At 45.1% G+C, this 21,800-nt stretch carries 18 protein-coding genes and 1 pseudogene; 13 read left to right on the top strand and 6 right to left on the bottom strand.

The window, feature by feature from the left end:
- Positions 1 to 76 precede the first annotated feature (76 nt).
- From MKX50_RS18105 to sigK, 7 genes and pseudogenes are all read left to right on the top strand, one after another.
- Positions 77 to 1,357, top strand: a complete 1,281-nt coding sequence (locus tag MKX50_RS18105; protein ID WP_339157516.1) for an extracellular solute-binding protein — start codon at positions 77 to 79, stop codon at positions 1,355 to 1,357.
- Between the two features lie 54 nt (positions 1,358 to 1,411).
- The gene (locus MKX50_RS18100) at positions 1,412 to 2,332 is read left to right on the top strand and encodes a sugar ABC transporter permease (RefSeq protein WP_339157515.1); all 921 of its coding nucleotides are present in this window, start codon (positions 1,412 to 1,414) and stop codon (positions 2,330 to 2,332) included.
- A 13-nt stretch (positions 2,333 to 2,345) separates the two neighbouring features.
- Positions 2,346 to 3,200 (top strand): carbohydrate ABC transporter permease, encoded by an 855-nt coding sequence (locus MKX50_RS18095; protein ID WP_283925406.1) that lies wholly within the window; start codon positions 2,346 to 2,348, stop codon positions 3,198 to 3,200.
- Between the two features lie 24 nt (positions 3,201 to 3,224).
- On the top strand, positions 3,225 to 4,664 hold the full coding sequence (locus tag MKX50_RS18090) for a glycoside hydrolase family 32 protein (RefSeq protein WP_339157514.1): 1,440 nt from the start codon (positions 3,225 to 3,227) through the stop codon (positions 4,662 to 4,664).
- A 786-nt stretch (positions 4,665 to 5,450) separates the two neighbouring features.
- Positions 5,451 to 6,323, top strand: coding sequence for a fructokinase ScrK (scrK, locus tag MKX50_RS18085; RefSeq protein ID WP_339157513.1), 873 nt, complete (start codon positions 5,451 to 5,453; stop codon positions 6,321 to 6,323).
- A gap of 411 nt (positions 6,324 to 6,734) precedes the next feature.
- Positions 6,735 to 8,078 (top strand): NosD domain-containing protein, encoded by a 1,344-nt coding sequence (locus MKX50_RS18080; RefSeq protein ID WP_283925403.1) that lies wholly within the window; start codon positions 6,735 to 6,737, stop codon positions 8,076 to 8,078.
- A 316-nt stretch (positions 8,079 to 8,394) separates the two neighbouring features.
- Positions 8,395 to 8,898: pseudogene (gene sigK, locus MKX50_RS18075) on the top strand (RNA polymerase sporulation sigma factor SigK); the annotation flags it as partial.
- 118 nt (positions 8,899 to 9,016) lie between these two features.
- Here sigK and MKX50_RS18070 read toward each other — a convergent pair.
- From MKX50_RS18070 to MKX50_RS18060, 3 genes are all read right to left on the bottom strand, one after another.
- A complete protein-coding gene (locus MKX50_RS18070) occupies positions 9,017 to 11,095 on the bottom strand; it encodes a sugar-binding protein (protein ID WP_339157512.1) in 2,079 nt (692 codons plus the stop codon).
- 206 nt (positions 11,096 to 11,301) lie between these two features.
- Positions 11,302 to 12,039, bottom strand: coding sequence for an MFS transporter (locus tag MKX50_RS18065; protein WP_339157511.1), 738 nt, complete (start codon positions 12,037 to 12,039; stop codon positions 11,302 to 11,304).
- Positions 12,040 to 12,074: 35 nt separating this feature from the next.
- A complete protein-coding gene (locus MKX50_RS18060) occupies positions 12,075 to 12,542 on the bottom strand; it encodes an MFS transporter (RefSeq protein ID WP_339157510.1) in 468 nt (155 codons plus the stop codon).
- Positions 12,543 to 12,730: 188 nt separating this feature from the next.
- Here MKX50_RS18060 and MKX50_RS18055 point away from each other — a divergent pair, with 188 nt between their 5' ends.
- From MKX50_RS18055 to MKX50_RS18040, 4 genes are all read left to right on the top strand, one after another.
- Positions 12,731 to 13,762 carry a LacI family DNA-binding transcriptional regulator gene (locus tag MKX50_RS18055; protein WP_213589779.1) on the top strand — a complete coding sequence of 344 codons (1,032 nt, stop codon included), beginning with the start codon at positions 12,731 to 12,733 and terminating at the stop codon, positions 13,760 to 13,762.
- A 435-nt stretch (positions 13,763 to 14,197) separates the two neighbouring features.
- On the top strand, positions 14,198 to 15,052 hold the full coding sequence (locus MKX50_RS18050) for an ABC transporter ATP-binding protein (protein ID WP_339157509.1): 855 nt from the start codon (positions 14,198 to 14,200) through the stop codon (positions 15,050 to 15,052).
- Positions 15,045 to 15,701, top strand: coding sequence for an ABC-2 transporter permease (locus MKX50_RS18045; RefSeq protein WP_213589783.1), 657 nt, complete (start codon positions 15,045 to 15,047; stop codon positions 15,699 to 15,701). Before MKX50_RS18050 ends, MKX50_RS18045 begins: the two co-directional genes overlap by 8 nt.
- Complete coding sequence (locus MKX50_RS18040) at positions 15,698 to 16,063, top strand: GntR family transcriptional regulator (RefSeq protein WP_213589785.1); 366 nt, start codon at positions 15,698 to 15,700, stop codon at positions 16,061 to 16,063. Before MKX50_RS18045 ends, MKX50_RS18040 begins: the two co-directional genes overlap by 4 nt.
- Positions 16,064 to 16,509: 446 nt before the next feature.
- On the opposite strand, the gene MKX50_RS18035 is transcribed toward MKX50_RS18040, so the two are convergent.
- From MKX50_RS18035 to MKX50_RS18025, 3 genes are read right to left on the bottom strand one after another with little or no spacing between them, the layout of a single operon-like run.
- Positions 16,510 to 17,187: a hypothetical protein gene (locus MKX50_RS18035; protein WP_339157508.1), complete on the bottom strand. Its 678-nt coding sequence runs from the start codon at positions 17,185 to 17,187 to the stop codon at positions 16,510 to 16,512.
- 1 nt (position 17,188) lies between these two features.
- Positions 17,189 to 18,058, bottom strand: a complete 870-nt coding sequence (locus MKX50_RS18030) for an ABC transporter ATP-binding protein (protein WP_213589789.1) — start codon at positions 18,056 to 18,058, stop codon at positions 17,189 to 17,191.
- 7 nt (positions 18,059 to 18,065) lie between these two features.
- Positions 18,066 to 18,434 carry a GntR family transcriptional regulator gene (locus MKX50_RS18025; protein ID WP_244996357.1) on the bottom strand — a complete coding sequence of 123 codons (369 nt, stop codon included), beginning with the start codon at positions 18,432 to 18,434 and terminating at the stop codon, positions 18,066 to 18,068.
- Positions 18,435 to 18,692: 258 nt separating this feature from the next.
- Here MKX50_RS18025 and MKX50_RS18020 point away from each other — a divergent pair, with 258 nt between their 5' ends.
- Complete coding sequence (locus tag MKX50_RS18020) at positions 18,693 to 19,397, top strand: ABC transporter ATP-binding protein (RefSeq protein WP_213589798.1); 705 nt, start codon at positions 18,693 to 18,695, stop codon at positions 19,395 to 19,397.
- The gene (locus MKX50_RS18015) at positions 19,397 to 21,718 is read left to right on the top strand and encodes an FtsX-like permease family protein (protein ID WP_339157507.1); all 2,322 of its coding nucleotides are present in this window, start codon (positions 19,397 to 19,399) and stop codon (positions 21,716 to 21,718) included. The genes MKX50_RS18020 and MKX50_RS18015 overlap by 1 nt, the downstream gene beginning before the upstream one ends.
- Positions 21,719 to 21,800 lie beyond the last annotated feature (82 nt).

Below are 21,800 nucleotides of genomic sequence, written 5' to 3'. Positions count from 1 at the left end.
CTGGTATTCTTGGTGGTTGTATGGTTTTGTCGACGGTCTTGTCCGGTAGTTCAAGATAAGTTGAGAGGAGAAAAGTATGAAAACAACACGTGTAATGATGAGTGCCGTACTGTTTCTTTGTTTCTTGGTTGTGTTAGTCGGATGTGGAAGTAACTCTGCAGGTAGCTCTAATGACAAGACGTTAACGCTATTAGTTGAAGGCGGTGGTCCTGCTTTTGAAGTGGCGAATAGAACCGCAGCGAAGTTTGAGGAACAGACAGGCTATAAAATTAAGATCGATTCTGTTCCTTATAGCGGGGTATACGATAAGTTGAAGGCTGAAATTGATGCGAAAAAATCGACTCACGATGTAGCGATTATTGATGTATTATGGTTTCCTTCCTTAGCGAAGGGACTGGAACCGTTAGGGAATGTGCTGACGGAAGAACAGATGAATGATTTCTTACCTCAGTTAAGTGAAAGCGCTACGATAAATGGGGAATTGTTAGGGATTCCGACTTGGAGCAATTCTAAAATTTTGCTCTACCATAAAGGTTTGTTTAAGGACCCGAATAACCAAGCGAACTTCGAGAAGGAATTCGGCTATGCATTGAAGGTTCCAACGAGTTGGAAAGAGTATGAGGATGTTGCAAAATTCTTCACGAACACTGGAATGTATGGCACGTCCGTCTTCGGTCAGACAGGCGGCGATGCTGTCAGCAGTTGGCTCGACCATGTTACTCAAGCGGGCGTTGATTCCTTGGTGCTGGATCGTAATGGTGAAGTGAATATTACTGAAGAGCCATATGTCCAATCGCTCACCTTCCTGCAGAATCTAGTCAAAGATAAAGTTGTCCCTGAGGATTATCTGTCGATTGCAAGTAGCGAAACTGCAGAGCTGTTTAATAACGGTAAATTGGCGATGCAGCTTGCGTGGGGACATTTTTACCTCTCCTCAGATAAAGTGTTGCCAGGGCAGATCGGTGCTGCACCGATGATTGCGGGAGAGAAGGGTATTGGCGCGGTGCCAGGGCCCTGGTATCAAGTAATCTTGAAGGATTCCCAGAAGAAAGACATTGCGGAGCAATATCTCAAATTCATGTATGATCAAAATGAACTGTATATGGAATCGTTAGGGGTAGCAGCTCGAAAGTCAGTCTTTGAAAAGTATATTGATATTCCGCAATATGCGCATGTGAAGGCGATTGAAGCGACCCTTGACGGAGCACAGACGCAGAACAGACCTCAGATTGAGCAATGGAGCCAAATTGAGAATGAAGTTCTCTCGCCGATGCTGCAAAAGGTTCTATCCGGCAGCGATCCAACCACGGAATTAACATTGGCTAAAAAGCAAATCGAAGAAATTCTAGGCAGATAGAAAAAAGGTGGTGCGTTCGAACGTGCCACCTAAGCAAGGAGTCTAACGATACACATGATCACGATAACAGAAGAGTCTCTTCCAAAAAAAAAATCTCAGAAACGAGTGTCTTCGACCATTGATCGAAAAACATTGATGTTGTTTTTCTTGCCAGCAGCTATTTTTATGTTCCTGTTCTTGTTATATCCGTTATTCATGCTCGTGTTCGACAGTTTCTTTGTTACCAATGATGTTGGGACACGCACTTTTGCGTGGGGCGATAATTACCTCCGTGCCGCAGAATCTGCTTCGTTTTGGAAGTCGTTTAAGAATACGGTCATTTATGTGTTGTTGGCAGTAGGTTTTGAGACAGTCATTGGCTTGACCTTGGCAGTTGTTTTTACGCATAAATATCGTGGGTTCCGCTTCTTGCGCACCTTGATTTTGTCGCCATTAATGATTGCACCGCTCGTGGCCGGTTTGATCTGGAAATTCATGCTGAGCAACCAGTTCGGCATTATTAATACGTTATTGGTGAAGCTGGGGCTGATTGAATCCACTAACAGCATACTCTGGCTGGCCGACCCTAAAATTTCACTCCTGTCATGTATAATTGCGGATGTCTGGCTAACAACACCCTTTATGATGTTGATGTTTCTAGCGGGGATTCAAGGTGTTCCGGACAGTCTATACGAAGCGGCGGAAATCGAAGGTGCAAGTCGTTCGCAAATGATTTTCAAGATTATAATACCGAATATTAAACCGATTCTTATGAGCGCTCTGGTCGTGCGGATTATTGATGCTGCGCGGTCCTTCGATATTATTTGGGTCATGACACAAGGGGGACCTATCAATTCATCTGAGCTCTTGAGCGTGCATATTTACAAGATGCTTCAACGGTACGGTGATGTAGGGTATGCGAGTGCAATGGCCGTGATCTTCATTGTGCTATTGGTAGGAATTACATTGCTATCCATGCGAAAAGTAAAAGAATAGGGAGGCGATTCCATTGTTTGCAGAACAACTCGGGCGAAATAGAAAAGACAATGTTTGGATCTTTATCATGTATGGAGTAGCTGCATTGTTCTTAGTCCTCTTTATATTTCCGTACCTATATATGTTGCTGTCCTCACTTAAGCCGTCCAATGAAGTGATTTCCACGTCGCCAACTTTTTTTCCAAAGGCTTTCTCGATCGAGAATTATATTCAATTATCGCAATATGCGGGGATGGGTAAATTCTTTCTCAACAGTATTGTAGCAGCAACAGTGGGTACTCTTATTTGTCTTATCTTAGGATCTATGGCTTCGTATGCTATTTCCAGAACAGCAGCATCGAAATTAAGCGGATTTTTCTTGGTGCTTGTCCTGTGCCTCAAGATGATTCCGATGTCTAGTATCGCGGTTCCCATTTACGCATTGATCCAAAAATTCGGTTTATATGATTATTTGCCTGCTCTAGTCGTAGTGTATGCAGCTGTTAATATGCCATTTGTACTGTGGATGATGATTAGCTTTTTTAAAGCCATTCCAATCGATATGGATGAGGCGGCTTCGATTGACGGGGCTTCCCCGATTGTGAGCTTTCGAAAAGTCATTCTGCCGATCACCATTCCAGGGATCATTTCGACGGGGATCTTCACCTTTTTGTTGGCGTGGAACGATTTCTTGCTAGCACTTCTACTGACGAGCAGCTCAGCAAAGACCGTGCCCGTTGCGTTGTCGGAGTTTTTGACGGCATACAACTTGGATCTGGGACCGATGACTGCGGCAGCAACTTTATTTAGTTTTCCGGTGATCGTCATCTCGTTCTTCTTACAGAAATATCTGGTATCTGGCATGATGGCCGGGTCCGTGAAGGAATAATACAACGATGTCGGAGGGATCAGCATGGATTTGCATGAGCAAAGAATTGCAGAAGCGAATATCTATTTGAACCAGTATCGAGATAAAATCAGTCAAAGTCAATATCGCCAAAATTATCATTTCTGCACACCTGTTGGTTGGTTGAATGACCCGAATGGATTCATTCAGTATCGAGGCGAGTATCATTTATTCTATCAATTTCATCCGTACAAGCCTTATTGGGGTGCAATGTACTGGGGTCATGCCAAAAGTAAAGATTTGATTCACTGGGAGCACCTCCCTGTGGCATTGGCGCCGAGCGAATCTTATGACGATCATGAAAAAGGCGGTTGCTTCTCAGGAACAGCGATTGAGAAAGACGGTAGATTATATATCTTCTACACCGGAACGATCCTCCAAGGGGAAAAAGTGATTCAGACCCAATGTCTTGCGATCAGTGAAGATGGGGTGAAGTTTACGAAGTATGCGGGAAATCCGATTATCGAAGCGGATTATCCGGGTGTTACGCCTGAGAATTTTCGTGATCCGAAGGTATGGAAGCATAATGGCCGGTATCATATGATTGTCGGTACGAGTATTTCGGGGAGAGGAAACGCCTTGTATTACACGTCGGATAATCTAGTGGATTGGGAACTCTCGGGCCCATTCGTTGATTATCAAGGCAATTATGGGACCATGTGGGAATGTCCGGATTTCTTTAGGATCGGAGAGAAGGCGGTCCTTCTTTTTTCACCAATGGGCCTCGGCGAGACGACAACGCTATATTTGATTGGAACCATCGATGATGCGACGGGGAAGTTTAGGATTGAATCCGAAGAAGTGATTGATTATGGGTTTGATTTTTACGCGCCGCAATCGATTTTAGACCATCAAGGTCGAAGGATTATGATGGCTTGGCAGAATGGATGGGATTGGATGCCATGGTGGAAAGATTTTGGCCCGACGTCAGAGATGGATCAGTGGTGCGGGGCGATGAGCTTGCCAAGAGAAGTGACTTTGAAGGGTTCTCAATTAAGTTTCAGACCTATTCAAGAAATCTCGCAATATATGAAGAATCAGTATCTGTTTCAAGAGATTTTTGTCTGGAAAGAAGAGCGTCTGTTAACCGCAGAAATGTCGGAGAGTTTTATGCTCGAATTAGATCGAACGGATCTTCAGGGTACTTTAACGTTGACCATCAGAAATGAGCAGGGAGTCGCCGATCAGATTGTTTGCTCTCGAACGCGTGTAGAATACTTCAATGTTAACAATCCGTTTGGAAAAACAGGGAAATCGATGGTGGCTGCTGACAATGAACCGCTTCTTTTGTATTCCGATAGCTGCAGCTTGGAGATTTTTGGAGTGGAATCAGGAAAAATGTTCTCTGTAAATAACTTCATGAAAAAGGGCAAGCGAATAATTACGGTGACGAGCGATTCTCCAAATACAATAATTAGATTAAACCTTAGTGAAATACGTAATTAGTTGGTTGCAAGATGAGAAAGGGTGCTCGATCTTGGCGATTATTAGTGATGTGGCAAAGAAAGCGGGGGTTTCCATCAAAATGGTATCCGGGTATTTGAATAACAAGGATATATTTCCGCAAAGACAGGAGCGACGATCCAACAAGCTATTGATGAATTGAATTATATACCTAATCAAGTCGCACGTAATTTATTCAAAAATAAGACTTATTTGATCGGCCTCGTGATTCCGGATGTGAAACATCCTTTTTTCTCGACGATCATGGCATTTAATGAGAATAACTGAATTCCAGGAACTTGAAAATAATTTTGTGAAATACGGCGAATTCAAGTGAAAAAGAAAAAGGTTAGATTAAGATACTGCAACAAGCGTTATCGCACCTTTGAATTCGAAATAAACAGCCATCATATTCCGTGTGCTACGTACGAGCTCGCTTGGAATCAATTTGATTTATGTAGCCATATTGAGGTGGCTGATGAAATACTGACGCAGTATCCAGATATTGATGGAATCTTCTCGGTAAATCTGGTCATCATTGCGATGCTTAGACAAGCTTTGAAGCGATGCATTCGGGTTACTCAAGCATTGAGATGAGTCGGATATGATGGGACCTATGTGTCGTTAGATGACCTATCCTTCTTTTCCAAGCGTCATCCAGCCTAATGAGGAGCTGGCCAAGAAAGCCGTCGCGCTCTTGGTGGAGTTAATGGACAAGAAGGAAATCGATTAAATGATCTATGAGTTGGATGTTCATCTGACGGAAGAACAATGATGGGAGGAAGAGAAATGCTACTGGGCTCGATTGAAGCGGGCGGGACGAAATTCGTCTGCAGCGTAGGCACGCCAGAACTGGAGATTATCAAGAGAGTCAGCTTTCCTACAACGACGCCAAGTGAGACGCTAGCGCTCGTGATTGATTTTTTTCAACAATATGCAGAGGAATTGCAGGCGATTGGGATCGGCTCATTCGGTCCAATTGATATTCATCCGGCTTCGCCAACGTACGGCTATATTACCTCGACACCGAAGCTGGCCTGGAAGGACTTTGACTTTGTAGGGACGATGACCGAGGCAATGCATGTGCCAATCGCTTGGACAACCGATGTCAATGCAGCAGCTTATGGGGAATATGTGAAAGGGCACGGCCAAGGCTTGTCCAGTATCGTCTACTATACGATCGGAACGGGCGTCGGCGGCGGGGCCATCCAGCAGGGACAATTCATCGAAGGATTCAGTCACCCTGAGATGGGACATATCTTCGTTCGTCAGCACCCCGACGATCTCTTTGAAGGGGCTTGTCCCTATCATCAGAATTGTCTGGAAGGGTTGGCGGCGGGGCCGGCGATCGAGAAGCGATTCGGTGTGAAGGGCCAAGAACTGCCAGTAGATCACCTGTACTGGGAGATCGAAGCGTATTACATTGCGCAATGTGCGTACACCGCAACGCTCCAGCTTTCCCCGGAGCGGATTATTTTCGGTGGGGGTGTTATGCAGCAAGAACACATGGTTCAGCGCGTGCGCGTGATATTCAAGGATTTGCTGAACAATTATGTCCGAACGCCCGATCTCGCCCAATATATCGTGACGCCGGCGTTAGCAAATAATGCAGGGACGGTCGGCTGCTTTGCCTTAGCGAGGGATCGGGTGTGGGAAGTGTAGAATGTTTGTGATGGGGGGAGCCCGCAGAAGCTGGTTAGCTTTGTTAGTCTTTGACTTCAAGACTAACTCTATGTCTAAATTGGCAGGGGGAGCTCCTGCTGCGGATTAAAGGTTGGTAATCCTCCCCTAAACTCCGACGTGCATTCGGAATATACTAATGTTGTCGACAAGTAGACAGCGCTTTTCGTCTTAAATGAAAGATAATAAGAATTGAGCGAGTTCATAAAGTCTTATTAAGAATCTGAACGTCTTTCGGAAAAAACTGATTTTTCTTGTCAAGTAATGATCCTTCTGAGCGAAAATAATCGGAAAAACTGTAGGAAAAGTACGAGTTCTTAGGCTTTACTTCCAGCTATATCAGGAATAAGTAGTTTATGAACAAACACAATTAATTGATAGGAGAATTTATCTATGGCTAGTAAAAATTATTACGACGTAACAGAGTGGCCTGTCGGTAATCCGTATGAGGATATTGGTGAGGTAATTAATAGCATTATAGCAGATATTAAAAGTAGGCAAACGGACACTGATGTGAATAAAGGCGGAAAGCCGGGTGCGGTTATCTATATTCCACCGGGAGATTATCATCTTGTCAGTCAAGTAGTTATAGACATCAGTTATCTTAAAATTATGGGTTCTGGACACGGGTTTACATCTTCGAGTATTCGTTTTAATACTCCTGAGAATGAATGGCCGGATTTACATGAATTATGGCCGGGAGGAAGTCGCATACTCGTAGATATTCCCCTAGAAGTAAATGATGAGGAATATAAAGGAGCTGCATTTTATGTTGAACGAAGTGGAAATCCCCGAATAAGTTCGGTAGAGTTTTCTGATTTTTGTATTGATGGTTTGCATTTTATTGAAGATGGTTCAGGAGAAATAAATCCGGAAAACACATACATGAATGGGAAAACGGGTATTTATGTTGCGAGCGCTTGTGACTCATTTCGGATTACAGGCATGGGCTTTGTGTATTTAGAGCATGGAATTACGATCTATCATGCTGATGCACTGACTATACACGATAATTTCATTGCTGAGTGTGGTAACTGTATAGAACTACGAGGTTGGGGACAGGCTTCAAAAATAACCGATAACTTGATAGGAGCTGGTTTTAAAGGATATTCAATTTACGCTCAAAATTTTGGTGGACTTTTGATTACAGCGAATAATGTTTTTCCACGAGGTGCGAGCAGTATCTATTTTGATGGTGTGACACGTTCCAGTATCACAAATAATAGACTTCATTCATTTTATCCAGGAATGGTGGTATTCAGGGAAAATTGTTCGGAAAACTTGGTTTCTTCAAATCACTTTTTACGTGACCATGAACCTTGGACCCCTTTTCTGGGAATAGACAATGGTTTAGATGATTTGTATGGTCTCCTCTATATCAGTGGTAATAATAATTCTATAATAGCTAATCACTTTTCTGAAGGAATTAATACTCAGAACATCAAGCCGGTAGGTGCCACACCTGTAATCATACGTATTGTTTCGGGTAATGGAAATTATATTTCTAATAATCATGTTGTTGCCACTGAGGTTCATGCCAAGGTAAGTGATTCTTGTTTCTCTGCGCAAGTAGACGCTTTGTTGACTACCGAAGCATCAGAGCCGCTTACCGTAACAACAGTATTGGTAGAAAAAGAATCGCTTCAAAATACGATTCTTGATTCGGGAAGCGATGCACAGGTTGTTATGGACAAGACTGTAAATGCATTCAGAGCCACACCAACGCCAGGAGCATAAATAATATACTCAACTATTTTGTGGTAATTTTTGTTCAATAGTTTCAATTGCAAGTCGGACACTTAAATTATTTCGTTTGTCATTTAATTTTTTGGGGCGCTTCCAGCGATGGAAGTACCTCTTTTTTTATTTTTCCCATATTTGGATAAATTAATTCGAAACAAGCCAGAGTAAACCCTGATTCACTTGTTAAGAAATTCTTTAATTTAACTACCTGTATATACCCTTTGTATAATGGCTAAAGCTCTTTAACTGACAAACAATTTAAAAGTCCGTTACTTTTCTTTAGAAATTAACATCGTTTCGTGTCCATAACCTCAAAAAATTCGATAATACCGGCGAGGATCTGGAGGATCTGATCTCGATCGGGACGATCGGGCTGATTAAAGCCATCGAGAGCTTCCGGCCGAACAAAGGGACCAAACTGGCGACGTTTGCGGCGCGTTGTATTGAGAACGAGATACTGATGCATCTTCGGTCACTGAAGAAGACGCGTAAAGATGTGTCGCTGCATGATCCGATTGGAACGGATAAAGAAGGTAATGAAATCACGCTTATAGATATTCTTGGGACGGAAGCCGACGATGTGGTGGACCGGGTTCAGCTGAAGATGGAGAAGAGCAAAATCTACCAAAACCTCGATATTCTCGAAGCAAGGGAGCAGGAGGTTATTAAGGGTCGCTTTGGTCTCGAGCATGGGGGCGAGGAACGGACACAACGTGAAATCGCCAAGGAGCTGGGGATTAGCCGGAGCTATGTGTCGCGGATTGAGAAAAGGGCGCTGATGAAGCTGTATCATGAGTTTTATAAGAAGAAGTGAGGAAAGGCCGAGGGCTCCGGGAGCCGCTCGGCCTTCCTGTTGATCTATACTGTAATTCTCTGTCGAAAAAACCACTCTGATAATGTATGCGTCGTACTAGAAAACGATATCTTGCACTTTAGTTGCGAAAAAGGTCCGGCAATATGTCATAAATATACTGGTTCACCCAATTCCAAGCATGCGTACCGCCATCGGCAGCGATAAAGTAGAAATTCCCTTTTTTCGTATCTGATGAATAAACAAAGACATCGGTGAACTGCTTCATCGCGTCGATCTGAGGTTTCAAGTTCGGATAGGCAATATCCAGGGTGCCTGTGGCGCTGAAAATATAGTAATCCTGCGGCTTATACCCGGATGCCCTTGCAACGTCGGCAAGGTACTTTGCCGTTTCATTTGGCTTGAGGCCGCCGCCTCTCTGCTCAAGGATCCAGCTATCGCCGGATAATGGCAAGTAGTACTTGAAATAGTCCAAATTATGGATAAAGGTATACCAAGTTGTGACCGAACCCATGGAGAACCCGCCGAATGCCCGATGCGCCCGGGATGCTTTCAAATCGTCCAAGCTTCCGGATTTGGCATAGGTATTGTACTTGGTTTCCACCAAAGGAACAATTGTATTGATCAGTTCCTCATGGAAGAGGGCGACATCATCCTTACCGCCGTAGAACGTAGGTGTCACCACAATAAGTGGTTCAATGTCACCATTTGCAATCATATTGTCCAGTATTTTCTTCATTTCTTTGCTCTGGCCGGGTCCGCCAAAAATGAGATTCTCATTCTCGCCCCCGCCATGCATCAAATAGAGGACATTGTAATTCTTATTTGGATTGGAAGCGTCATAATCGTAAGGAAGATAAACATTTAATTTCTTGTCGTCTGTACCGCCCTTTAAGTTAGCCGCTTTGTACGATAAGCTTTCAATCGTCCCCGGTTTGCTATTTTCCAGGCGATATTCATCTGGAACCGGCTTGAAATATTTCTCGTTCGCCGCTTCTTCCGTCATTTCCAGCTTGCCGACCGCATCCTTGATGGCGGCATATTGATTATCGATTTGTTCCTGGGTGACTTTTTGGTCTTTGAGAACATTTTCGGCGAAAGCATTGGCAATCGCATCCGTAACTATATTTGCATTTTTATAAAGCTTGAGATCAAGCTTCAGCGTACTTTTGATCAAATTGATGAGATCGTAGGGGTTCAGTTCGCTGACATCGCCCTTTTTCTTGCCGGTAAGCAGGATTTCACCGAACTTTGTCGTATCGTTCCAGGCGCTGCCGGTCGAATCGAATAAATTGATAGTACCGACTCGCTCCGATCCTTTCGCGTCGTTCACCTGCAATTCGATGCCAAGCACCTTTCCGTTTTCCGGTTTTGTATTTAAAGCGATTCTTGCTTCAATGATATATCCGTCTTCCGTTTTTCTTGAAGATGTGTAGAACCGTTCGGTATTTCCGTTGTCCACGGACTGCATATTTTCATAATTTACGCGAAAATGCAAATCATCTATGCCGTATTCCTGCGTTTTGTTATTGTGCTCATCAAGAAATAACTCCACGGAATCTTGCATATAAGGTGTTTCGGATTGTACGGATAAGTTTGGATCTTTAACCTCTGCAAGAATGTAAAGCGCGCGGTCATCCCACAATGCCTTAAACGTGGCGGTTGTGTCGGTATGGCTTGATACGTATTTAGGTGAAACCGCTTGCGCTTTATTCCATACCGGATCCTTAATGCCGTCTATGACCGGCGATCCAAAATAAGCAATCATTCTTCCGCTGGAGTCGAACCCGTTCTTATCTACAGGCACTTTTGCTGGTTCCGGTGTTGGTTTCACATGAGCCTCCTTGACAATGACTTTCAGGGAGAGAATTTCCGTTTTCTTGTTAACCGTTATTTTGCAAGTGATGGTTGCAGAGCCGACTGAAGATGCTTTAACGAGTCCGTTCTGATCGACCGCTGCCACTGAGTTTTTGTCGCTGCTCCAAGAATAGCTCGCACCGGGAGGCTTATTGACGATCTCCAATGTAAAGGATTCGCCGACCTGCAGATTGATGGCGCCCTTCTGTTCAAATGCAGGCTTGCCTTTGGCAGCAGCCGCGGAGACGTCATGCAATGGACCGAGAAAACATACAGATAACAAAGATACAATGACTAAGATCTTCATGATAGGCTGCACTAACGGCTTCGTTCCCGTCTTCAAAAAAATCTCCTCCTTTTTCTTTTCGGAGCACGTGTTTCTGTTATTGCTGGGTCGCTCCCGCTGCTTCTTGATATTCCGCATCCACACCCTTTCATAAAAAATGCATTTTCGTTTTAGCATTTTTTGGCTTACGCGTGAATCGTAACTCGATTTGTACAAAAAGTCAATATTAAATCCGGGCTGCAGGCGTTGCTAAAACGTTAAATCTAAATGCCCGTATTCGTCCGCCGTGAACTTTCCATATAGAAGAGACTCGATAAGGCGAAAATCATGATGAAGCTTGCAAGCAGGAAGATCCACCGCATCTCCAAGAAGTCGGACAAGAGCCCCCATCCTGCGGCTCCGGCGCCGATCCCAAAGTCCAGCGCGATGTAGAATGTGGCGTTCGCCTTTCCCCGGTTTGCTTGATCCGTGTTCGTAATGGCCATTGCATTCAGTTGAGGGATTAGACATCCATTCGCGAAGCCGAACAAGACGGCACAAATGACCAGTTCCCACAATGTGCTTGCAAAACTGATTCCGGCGAGCGCAATCCCGAGCGCAAGCAGATTGACGGACATGACGAAGCGGGGACCCATCTTTACGGTCCACGGTCCGACGATGAAGCGGGAAAGCATTAATGCAGCGGCTTGAACGGCGAAAACTACACCGATATGGCTGATTCCGTTGCCGATCGCGAATGATGGGAGGAATACCATGACCGTGCTGGTTGCCAAAGATACGAACAGGACGACAACCGAAGGCGGAATAGCACGAGGTTCTACGAGTTTATTCCAATGTCCTGCCGCGTCAAGTGAATGCTGCTTGGAGGGGGGACGCGGGGTGTAGGCCGCCACTTCCTTGCGATCCCTGTTCTCGGTTTCGATACGCACGCTGATTAGGAGGGCGATCAGGGAGACGACTCCGGTCAAGTAATAGAGTACAGTATAGTCGGAAACTTCCAATAGGTATAGTGTGGCAGACGGCGCAATCGCTACGGCTAGCGTTCCGAAGAGTCCAAAATATGAGACCCCTGGGTCATCTTGTTTTCTGGCAAGATGTCAGTGGCCATTGTACTGGTTGCCGTCGAACTTGCGGAGAATGAAATGCCGTGCATGATTCGCAGGAAGATCAGCGCAGGTATGAAGGCAACAAAGCCGTACAGCATAGTCGTAATCGTATAAACGACAACCCCCCACAGAAGGATGGGCTTTCGCCCGTAGGTATCGAGCGTTATACCGATAAGCGGTCGCGTCAGAAGCGCTGCCAAAGTAAAGAAGGTCATGGACAGCCCGGCCAGCGCATGGCTGCCTCCCAAGTGAAGAAAGAACAGCGGCATGGACGTAATATGAACCTGTGTGCAGATTCGAAGCAGTGTTGTCACGATCGTCAGTTTAATAAAGTCTGCTGTCCAAATGCTCGAACTCGTTAACGGTTTGTCGATTGCACGTTCGGGGGATGTCGTCATGCTCTGACCTCCTGAGGGATATACAGACATAGTTGCATTTACGTTTTAGCAACTAAATCGTAAGGGGAATGATGTCTAAAGTCAATATAGTTCATAAATTTATGCCGACGATCAAAGCCGCTGGTTTGACTTTCCCGGTACTTTTCCGTATTAATAGAGTATTACGAACGGGGAGTGGACGGATAGGTATGTCTACGATTAAAGAAATCGCTGAAAAAACGAAGCTTTCCGTGGGGACGGTTTCAATCGTACTCAACGGCCGCGGCGACGAAATGCGCATTTCAAAAAAAACGCAACAGCTAATTTTGGAGGCTGCGCAAGGGGTCGGCTATGTACCCAATATGTCGGCAAGACGATTAAGACAATCCGGTGGTCGAAACCTTCCGGTCATCGCCACGTTCTGGCCGTCCGACCTCTCTTCCGACTTGTTGGGGCGTTTTTTCATGGGAGCCCAGAGCTCGATTCTGGAACAAGAGTATGCGTTCGAGATGACGATCCAGCCTTTCAAGCGGAAGCACATCCATAGAATAAAGGAAATATGCGACAGCGGCATGTATCATGGCGTGATTCTAACGGGCATCTCCGCAGAGGACCAACGTTATCTGGAAGACAATCCGCTAAACGTACCGACCGTGCTGTTCAATCGCAAGAGCAGCATCTATAGCTGCGTCCATGTCGATACTTACGAGATTGGCCGCAAATCGGCTGAATTGTTTGCGCTCCGCGGGCACAAGAAGGTTGGCACGATTGTGCCAGACCATCTCGTGAGGTCGGAGAACAATTTGCGCTTCAAGGGGTTCGTCGAGTCGTGCGCCAAGTACGGACTCGAACTGGAGGAGCGGCATATCCAAGCCGCTCCGATGACGATGGAGGGAGGAAATGCGGCGGCCAGGAGAATCGTGGAGGGAGGCGGCGAACTGCCAACAGCCATGTTCTTCCCGCTGGGAATTATGGCAGTCGCAGCCCTTCCCGTGTTCCATCGCGCAAATATCAAAATTCCCGACGCGATGGAGATCTTGACGTATGGCGACCATGATGCCGAGAAATACAGCGTCCCGTCCCTTTCAACGGTCAAGCTGCCCGTTGAAGAGATGGCCGCGGCATGTATCCGTTTGGCAATGGGAAGGATTCTTGATCCCTCGACGAAGCCGAAAGCGGTCGTGTTCGAGACGCCGTTTATCTTCCGTGAGTCTTGTGGGGGCTTCATCCAAGAGCTTTAACGCTATGTTATCGTTGGCTTCGTTTTTTCTAGGCGGTACATCTTCATCTTGCGATACGGTTCGATCATTAAGAGGTCTTTCATTATGGATCCAGCCGCCATTACCCTAACCATCCCCGCTACAGCACCAGTAGCGGGGTTTACTCTCTTTCTAGAATAGGAGTAAATCTCGTCTAATGCCACGATACCTCCTTGCAGCAAATCCCAGATCAAATGAATATGTTTGATTCACTCAATTTAAATTCCCGATCCAAAGCGCTTGACTATGACGTAAGGTCATAGTGCATAATTCTCACTAAAAAACGAGCCCGCCGACTTTAAAGTCTGGCGGGTGTTTTATATAATTTTTACTCCTAAGGCTGGGATCGTTGACGTTCCCAACTTTTGGTGATATATTGTGTATGTACGATATACACAATTTGTGAGGAGGTACAGAATGCTGGCGCTAGATATTCGAAATATAAATAAGAAATACCCGAATTTTGCGCTCAAAGATGTTTCGTTCCAACTGGAGAAGGGTTACATTATGGGCTTTATCGGTGTTAACGGTGCAGGTAAAACAACCACGATCAGATCGATTTTGAATATGACCCATATCGATAGCGGCGAGGTTCATATTCTGGGCAGAAACATGGCCGAACACGAACTTGAGTTGAAGCAGGACATAGGATTCGCCTTTGGAGGCACCGATTTTTATAGGCGGAGCAAAATAAAGACGTTGACCAATACGATTAAAAAGTTCTATCAGAATTGGGACGATGTGACTTACTACAACTATCTTCGAAGGTTCAAATTGGATGAAAACAAAAAAGTCGCCGACCTGTCGACGGGAATGAAGGTGAAATACAGCCTGGCCCTTGCCTTATCCCATGGGGCGAAGCTTCTCATCCTGGACGAACCGACAAGCGGGCTTGATCCGGCCTCGAGAGACGATCTGCTGGATATTTTCCAAGAGCTTATCGTAGGCGGCGAAGTCAGCATCCTGTTCTCGACCCATATTACCTCCGACTTGGAGAAGTGTGCGGATTTCATTACTTTTATCTCGGATGGGCAAATTATTCTTAGCTGCGAGAAAGAGGAATTCAAAGAATCTTTCCTCCTGCTGAACGGTACCGAGAGCCAATTGCTGCAGGTGAAGGATCAGATGATATCATATAAAACGAATTCGTTCGGTTTTACAGGATTAATTCACGTTGGCGATTTCGATCCATCCTATGGCATAAAAACTGCCACGCCAAGCCTTGAGGATATCTTGGTATATTTCACGAAGAAGGGGGATACCCATGGATAACTTGGTAATGAAGGATATTAAATTAGGTGTACATCCAATGTTTTTTATCATGCCTTTTATGACCGGCGCTTTAATGCTCATTCCCGGCTGGATCTATTTCATCGTTCTTCTGTATTTTGTCTGGATCACGGTACCGAATATGTTTAACCAATTTCGATCGCAGAACGATTTGATGTTTACTTCGATGATGCCCGTCACCAAGCGGGATATCGTAAAAGCAAGAATAATTGTGGTTGCCGGCTTGGAGGTGTTGCATATTGTGATCGCCATGGGCTATAGTTTGATCACGTTGCGCTTATATCCGAATATGAACTACATTTTCTTCCCGCCAAATTTGGGTTTCTGGGGTTTGTGTTTTGCCATGCTGGCGATCTTTAACCTTGTCTTTATCCCCATATATTACAAAACGGCGTACAAAATCGGCGCTGCGCTGCTCTACTCCATAACGGCTGCCATGTTGTTCGCTGGGATCGCCCAGTGGCTCGGGTTCCAGAGTCCGATGATGTCTGATATTTTCTATGACACGGATGCCTACAGCAGGGTGCTTCAAGCCTATATCCTGATCGCGGGGATCGTGATATTTATAGCACTTACCGCCATTGCTTATCGAATTGGGGTCAAACGATTCCTTAAAGTGGAGATCCAATGAACGTAGCTATTTCGAATACCTCTGAGAAACCAATTTATCAGCAGCTATTCGAGCAAATCAGCGCTCAAATTCTGAAAGGCGAGCTGGAGAGCGGCTATTGTCTGCCGCCCATCAGGCAAGCAGCCCACGAGCTGCGTATTAGTGTCATCACCGTCAAGAAGGCATGGGAAGAACTCGAGCGGTGCGGTTTGATCAATACGGTCACAGGAAAAGGATGCTTTGTGGCGGAGTACTCACCCGAAGAGATGCTGCGAATGCGCAATGAAATGGTTATGAAACAAATGGCTGGCGAGGTGTCCTATTACAAGTCCTTCGGTCTTACCTTAGATGAAATGATAGAAATATTGAAAAAGGTTTATTAACAGTCGATAGTTGCCCGATTCCCCCTGATGCATACCCATCTGCCATCACGTGCGAACGAGCTCAAAGGTGGCATCGGGTTGTGTCTATATCATCAAGAGGCCCGGTAACACAAATGCCCTTCAACAAGCTCTGAGAGCTAGAATGAAGGGCATTTTGAGTGCAGCCTTCTGCAAAATTTTTCAAAAACAGTCCACTAAATGGGGACGAGACTCAAAGACGATTTGGAAAGCCTATGCACCCCCTTCCAAACCTCTAACGATTGCCACAGCCGTTAATCAGCCGAAAATGAGCACCTCGATGTTCTAACGGTTGTAATCTACGTTATTTGTGCAGAATTCGTCGCAACATATTAAAAAATTTGATATTAGCCTTATATATAACCGTTAGATTTTCAAAAAATGAAAAATCGGCGGATTAACGGCATTGGTAACCGTTAGAACAAAATTTAGTATGTTCTTCTCCTGGTAAAAAACCAACCGCCGGCTACGAATAGGAGGATAAGCCCAAGATTAAATCCGACGCCCGCGAGCAGCGAGCCGTTGAATAACAATGCTTCGAAAAAAGAAACAACATGAACGCGCAGCGAAGGAATCGCCGTTCCAGTTGGGATTGCTACGATCAACAGTGCCCATATCAGCCAACCGACAAAGTGGTAGTAACCGGAGACCAGCATGCTTAGTAGCGCCATAACCATCAAATAAAAAATAGTTTGGTAGAGGAAAGAACCTGCCAAGCCAAATTCGCTCCAACGAAACGCTTCGACAAGATTAACAGTGTTCTTATGGAGCACATTCACTTCAACCAGAGGCCATAAACAATTGAATAAAGCGACGGCTGCTGCCCACACGGCATAGACGAAATGAAGCCCCAAAAAATATTGTTTTCGGCTTGCGCCTAAATGTATGATGCTTTTGTAATAACTAAGCGGAAGCATGGTTGCAATAAGGAGCAAAATGAGGAGCAGCAGGTTGCCATCCGCAAGTACTTTGCTTTGCTTGATGTCTATAAAGAGACCGACAATGAATTCAGCCAACCTGCCAAGGAGAATGAAAATAATGACCATCCATATGTAAATCTTCAATTGCAAATAGGTCGCCTTTAAATGAACGGCCAATGCACTCAATTTAGTGACCCCCTTCGATCAAATACGAGAAAAACTTTTGAAGCGTCAAATGTTCAATTGTAATGTCTAGTTGGCGTGCCTGCTGCCTGTCCCCCTCGTTCAACATTTCGAAAATGGCGGCAAGCTTCCCGTGGCCGTAAGACTCCGTATGTAATACTCGCTTCCCTTCCGTAAATGAAGCCACGGCGTCCGAATTTCCGCGAATCAAATAAGCTGCCATGCGTATCCGATTAATCTCGTCATGAAGCAGGAGGGAGCCCTGGTCCATGATATAAACCCGCTCCGCGACTGGGGCGATTTCGTCAATCAAATGCGTAGAAAGCAAAATCGTACGGGGATAATTGGCGTAATCCTCCAACAGCTCTTTGTAAAACTTTTCCCGCATCAATACATCAAGTCCATGCACCGGTTCGTCGAATAATGTCAACGCTGCCCGGCTGGCCAGACCGATGGTAATTCCTACGAGCGATTCTGTCCCTCTTGAGAGCTGTTTGATTTTTTGGTTTGGATCGAGCCCAAACGTCTGAAGCAGCTTATGAGCAAACGTCCAGTCCCAATGGGGATGAAAATTCGCAGCAAGCTGCAAAGCCTCGATCACTCGTGCTCCTCCGAAGTGCTTGTTGTTCTCCCGAACGAAACAGAAATCCTCAGGAAGTTCTCCTTTTTCAAGCTTGTTCCCTCTGATCTCAATGGAGCCATCGTTCGCCAAGATTCCGCCTGCTATGATGTTTAGCAAGGTCGTTTTGCCGGCACCGTTTCGCCCGAGCAAGCCGTAAATCACGTTTTCCTCCAGCTGCATATCCAGATCCCGCAATGCGTAGGTAGGGCCGTATTTTTTGTTTAATTTATCGCAACTCAATACGATGCTCACAATAGATTCATTCCTTCCGTAATTGTTTGATCATGTTAATGATATCTTCGGTCGTCAGCTCGAGTTTATCGGCTTCGCAAAGCAGATCAGACAGCAGCTCCTTGTAGAAACGGTCTCTTCGCTGATTCTGAATCTTTTGTTTGGCATCCGGCGAGACATACATGCCAAGCCCTCTTTTTTTATACAAGATGCCTTCATTTACGAGCAGACCGATCCCCTTCACTACGGTAGCCGGATTGATTTGAAACAGCTGAGAAAACTGAGCCACGGAAAGAATCTGTTCGTCCTCTCGGTAAGTTCCGTTCAGGATATCGTCCTCAATGATATGAGCTACTTGTTGAAATATTGGCTGTTTATCGTCAAAAGTTACGTTCATTGCCTCACCACTCAGCATCGTAGTTTGTTACCTATCTAGCAGCAAACCATAACTTACGCGTAAACAGATGTCAATAGCAAATCTCCTGAAGAGAGAAAAAGATCCTTACTTACACTTACCCCAGTTATTGACAATGGAGTTGTTGTATTATAGTATGCTACATGAGTAGTATACCGACATACAATGAAATATACAAGGCTCATGGCTAAGGGGAGCGCTTCAGCAGGGTGAAAAATATATCATGGGGAGATACGATTTATGAAAACATTAATCGAATTCAAAAACGTAACGAAAGAATACAAAATTGGCGAAGTGCCGATCAAGGCGCTGAACGGCGTTGATTTTTCCATTAACGAGGGCGAGTTTGTTGTTATTCTGGGGGCAAGCGGCGCCGGCAAAAGCACGATTCTGAATATACTTGGCGGCATGGATACGGCTTCCTCGGGTAAAGTGACTGTCGGCTGTGAGGATATAACTAGCTTCAACGAGAAGAAGCTTACGGGATATCGCGCCGAGAAGGTTGGCTTTGTCTTTCAATTCTATAACTTAATCCCCAATTTGAACGCCTTAGAAAACGTTGAATTCGCCGCTGAAGTATGTAAAAACCATTTGGATGCCCAAGAGATATTAAATAAAGTCGGGTTAAATAACCGGATGAAGAACTTTCCGTCCCAGCTCTCTGGAGGGGAACAGCAGCGAGTCGCCATAGCTCGCGCCGTTGCCAAGAACCCTTCGCTACTGCTCTGCGATGAACCAACCGGCGCGTTGGATTATGTGACCGGCAAGTCCGTATTGAAGCTTCTTCAGGATTTGAACAGAGAAACGAAAAAGTGCGTTGTGTTGGTCACGCATAACTCCGCGATTGCCCCGATGGCGGATAAAATCATTCGCGTGAAAAGCGGAAAAATCGAAAGCGTAACGGTCAATGAGCACAAGCAAAGCGTTGAAGGGATTGAGTGGTGATGAAATTATTCAAGAAATTGTTAAGGGATATCAAGCAATCGATCGGCCAATTTTTTGCTTTTGTGCTGGTTATTGCCGTAGGCGCTTTTTTCTACACGGGGCTAGTAACGTTAAGCGATAATCTTAGCGCTTATTCGAAGGACTACTTTCAAGCGCATAATTTAAGCGATTTGAACGTCTACTACGACCGAATTTCCAAGCAGGATATGGCGGAGTTAGGCAACATCGAAGGGATAAACAAAGTTGAAGGACGGTACACCTTTGATGCGACGCAATCTTTTGACAATGGGAAAGCGGCCATAAAGGTTCATTCGATCCCTGTCAATAATAGCATTAATACGCCTACGATGATCGAGGGAAGCATTCCGTCTAGCAAGGATCAAATTTTGCTGGATTCCCATTACGCTAGGGAACATCAGTACAAAGTCGGAGATCAAATACGGTTAAGCGTCAATGATCAGGATGTGGCATTCACCATTAGCGGATTGGGCGAGAATGTGGAATACGCGAAGAAGAATGAAACCCAGAATCATAAAACATCTGGATTCGCATATGTGGCTGAAACGGGAGTTCCTCGAATCGCCGGTAGCCTTTTCTATAATGAAGTGTTGATCGATGCGGAAGAAGGGTACGATGTAAACCAGTTAAGCCATAACATTGAAGCACAATCCAAGAATCTTTATGTAAGCCAAATCAGCAAAGAGCGGACGTTCAGTTATTCGCAGCTTCAGCAAACGGTCCATAACAATAAATTGATGAGCAAGGTTATTCCGTTGGTTCTCTTTATGATCGAAGCGATCATTCTCTTCCTTACCATGTCTCGGATCATCGATTCGCAAAGGAACCAAGTAGGCATTATGAAGGCGTTAGGAGTGAAAAACAGCAGCATCATGCTCCATTATATGGGATTCCCGGTGCTTGTCGGCATCATAGGCTCCATTCTTGGCGGCGTCGTTTCGGCGATTCTATTCGTTCCAATGATTGAGGCGTCGAATGCCAGATCCTACTCGCTGCCGGGCATTAGCTTCTCCCTATCCTCCTTCTCGGTTATTCCGCCTATCCTATTCTCGAGCGCATTCGGCATGCTGGCTTGTTACCTGAGCGGCATAGGCATTCTGCGAGAACGCGCAGCGCAGGCGATGAGGCCTAAACCGCCGAAGAAGATGAATAAGCTGCTCATCGAACGGTTTCCGGGAATCTGGAGACGTATTTCCTATAGCTATAAGATTATTTTGAGAAACATCTTTCTCAATAAGCACAAGGCGCTAGCGAGCTCCATTGGCGTTGTGGTGAGCACGGTATTATTGATCACGGCTTTCGGGACTCAAACGTCCTTGCAAAGGGTGGCTGATCAGATCGAAGAGGTAAATACCTATGATCTGAAGGTCGATTATGCGAGGGAAACAGAGCTTCAGAAGGTGCAACTGCCTGCCGGGATTGAAAGCAGCTATCATCTATCAGCTGTTCCCGTGGAATTCGTCAAAGGCGATGATCATGAGAACACCACGTTGATCGTTACGGAGAAGGACAATGCTCTCATTCAATTTTTCGACGAGAACGACAATCCGATGACACTTATGGACAGCGGCGTGCTGGTACCCAAATCGTATGCGGATCACTATAAGATTGCGGTAGGGGATACGATCCGCATCCAATTCACCGATCCGTCGTTTGCGAATAAAGCAGTCGAAATGAAAGTTGTGCAAATATCCAATCAGTATTCGAATCCGTCGTTCTATTGCACGATAGCGTATCTCCATAGCTTTGGCATCGACTACAACCCAACATCGCTTCTAGTGAAAGCCAGCAATGCCGCAGACCTTACTTACGTCCGTCAGTTCTTTGAACAAGACAATCAGGTAGAAACCATCGCCGACAAGGATGATTTGAAAGAATCCGCACAATACATTCTGAAGCAAAACAGTTTTATCTTCATCATGTTTATCATTAGTGCCGTCATTCTTTCGTTTGGTGCCATCTACACGATATCCTCGATCAATATTTATGAAAGGAATCGCGAGCTGGCTACGCTTAAGGTATTGGGCTATCAAAAAAGCAAAATAAACCGGCTGATCTTCTTTGAGAACATGATACTCACCACCTTTGCCGTCATTATCGCACTGCCGATCAGCGGCTATATGTATTCCATTATTATAGAGGCGCTGTCGAGTACCCATCAGCAAATTCCAGATCAAATCAATATGTTTGTTCTGCTCGTATCCGTCATTCTTGCCTTCCTGCTCACCACGCTCTCTAACTTGCTGCTTCGGAGAAAGGTGTCCCGAATCAATATGATTGAATCGTTAAAAAGTGTAGAATAAATGACCATTTCCAATCCAAAGAATTTAAACAATAAATGTAAAATAATGAAGTATAAAACACTACTCCGACATGCTATAATTT

Origin of the sequence: Paenibacillus sp. FSL W8-0186, from assembly GCF_037969765.1 — a bacterium.
GTDB lineage: Bacteria > Bacillota > Bacilli > Paenibacillales > Paenibacillaceae > Fontibacillus > Fontibacillus woosongensis.
Note: the sequence above shows the minus strand (reverse complement) of the source record. Positions and strands in the feature narration are given on the sequence as shown.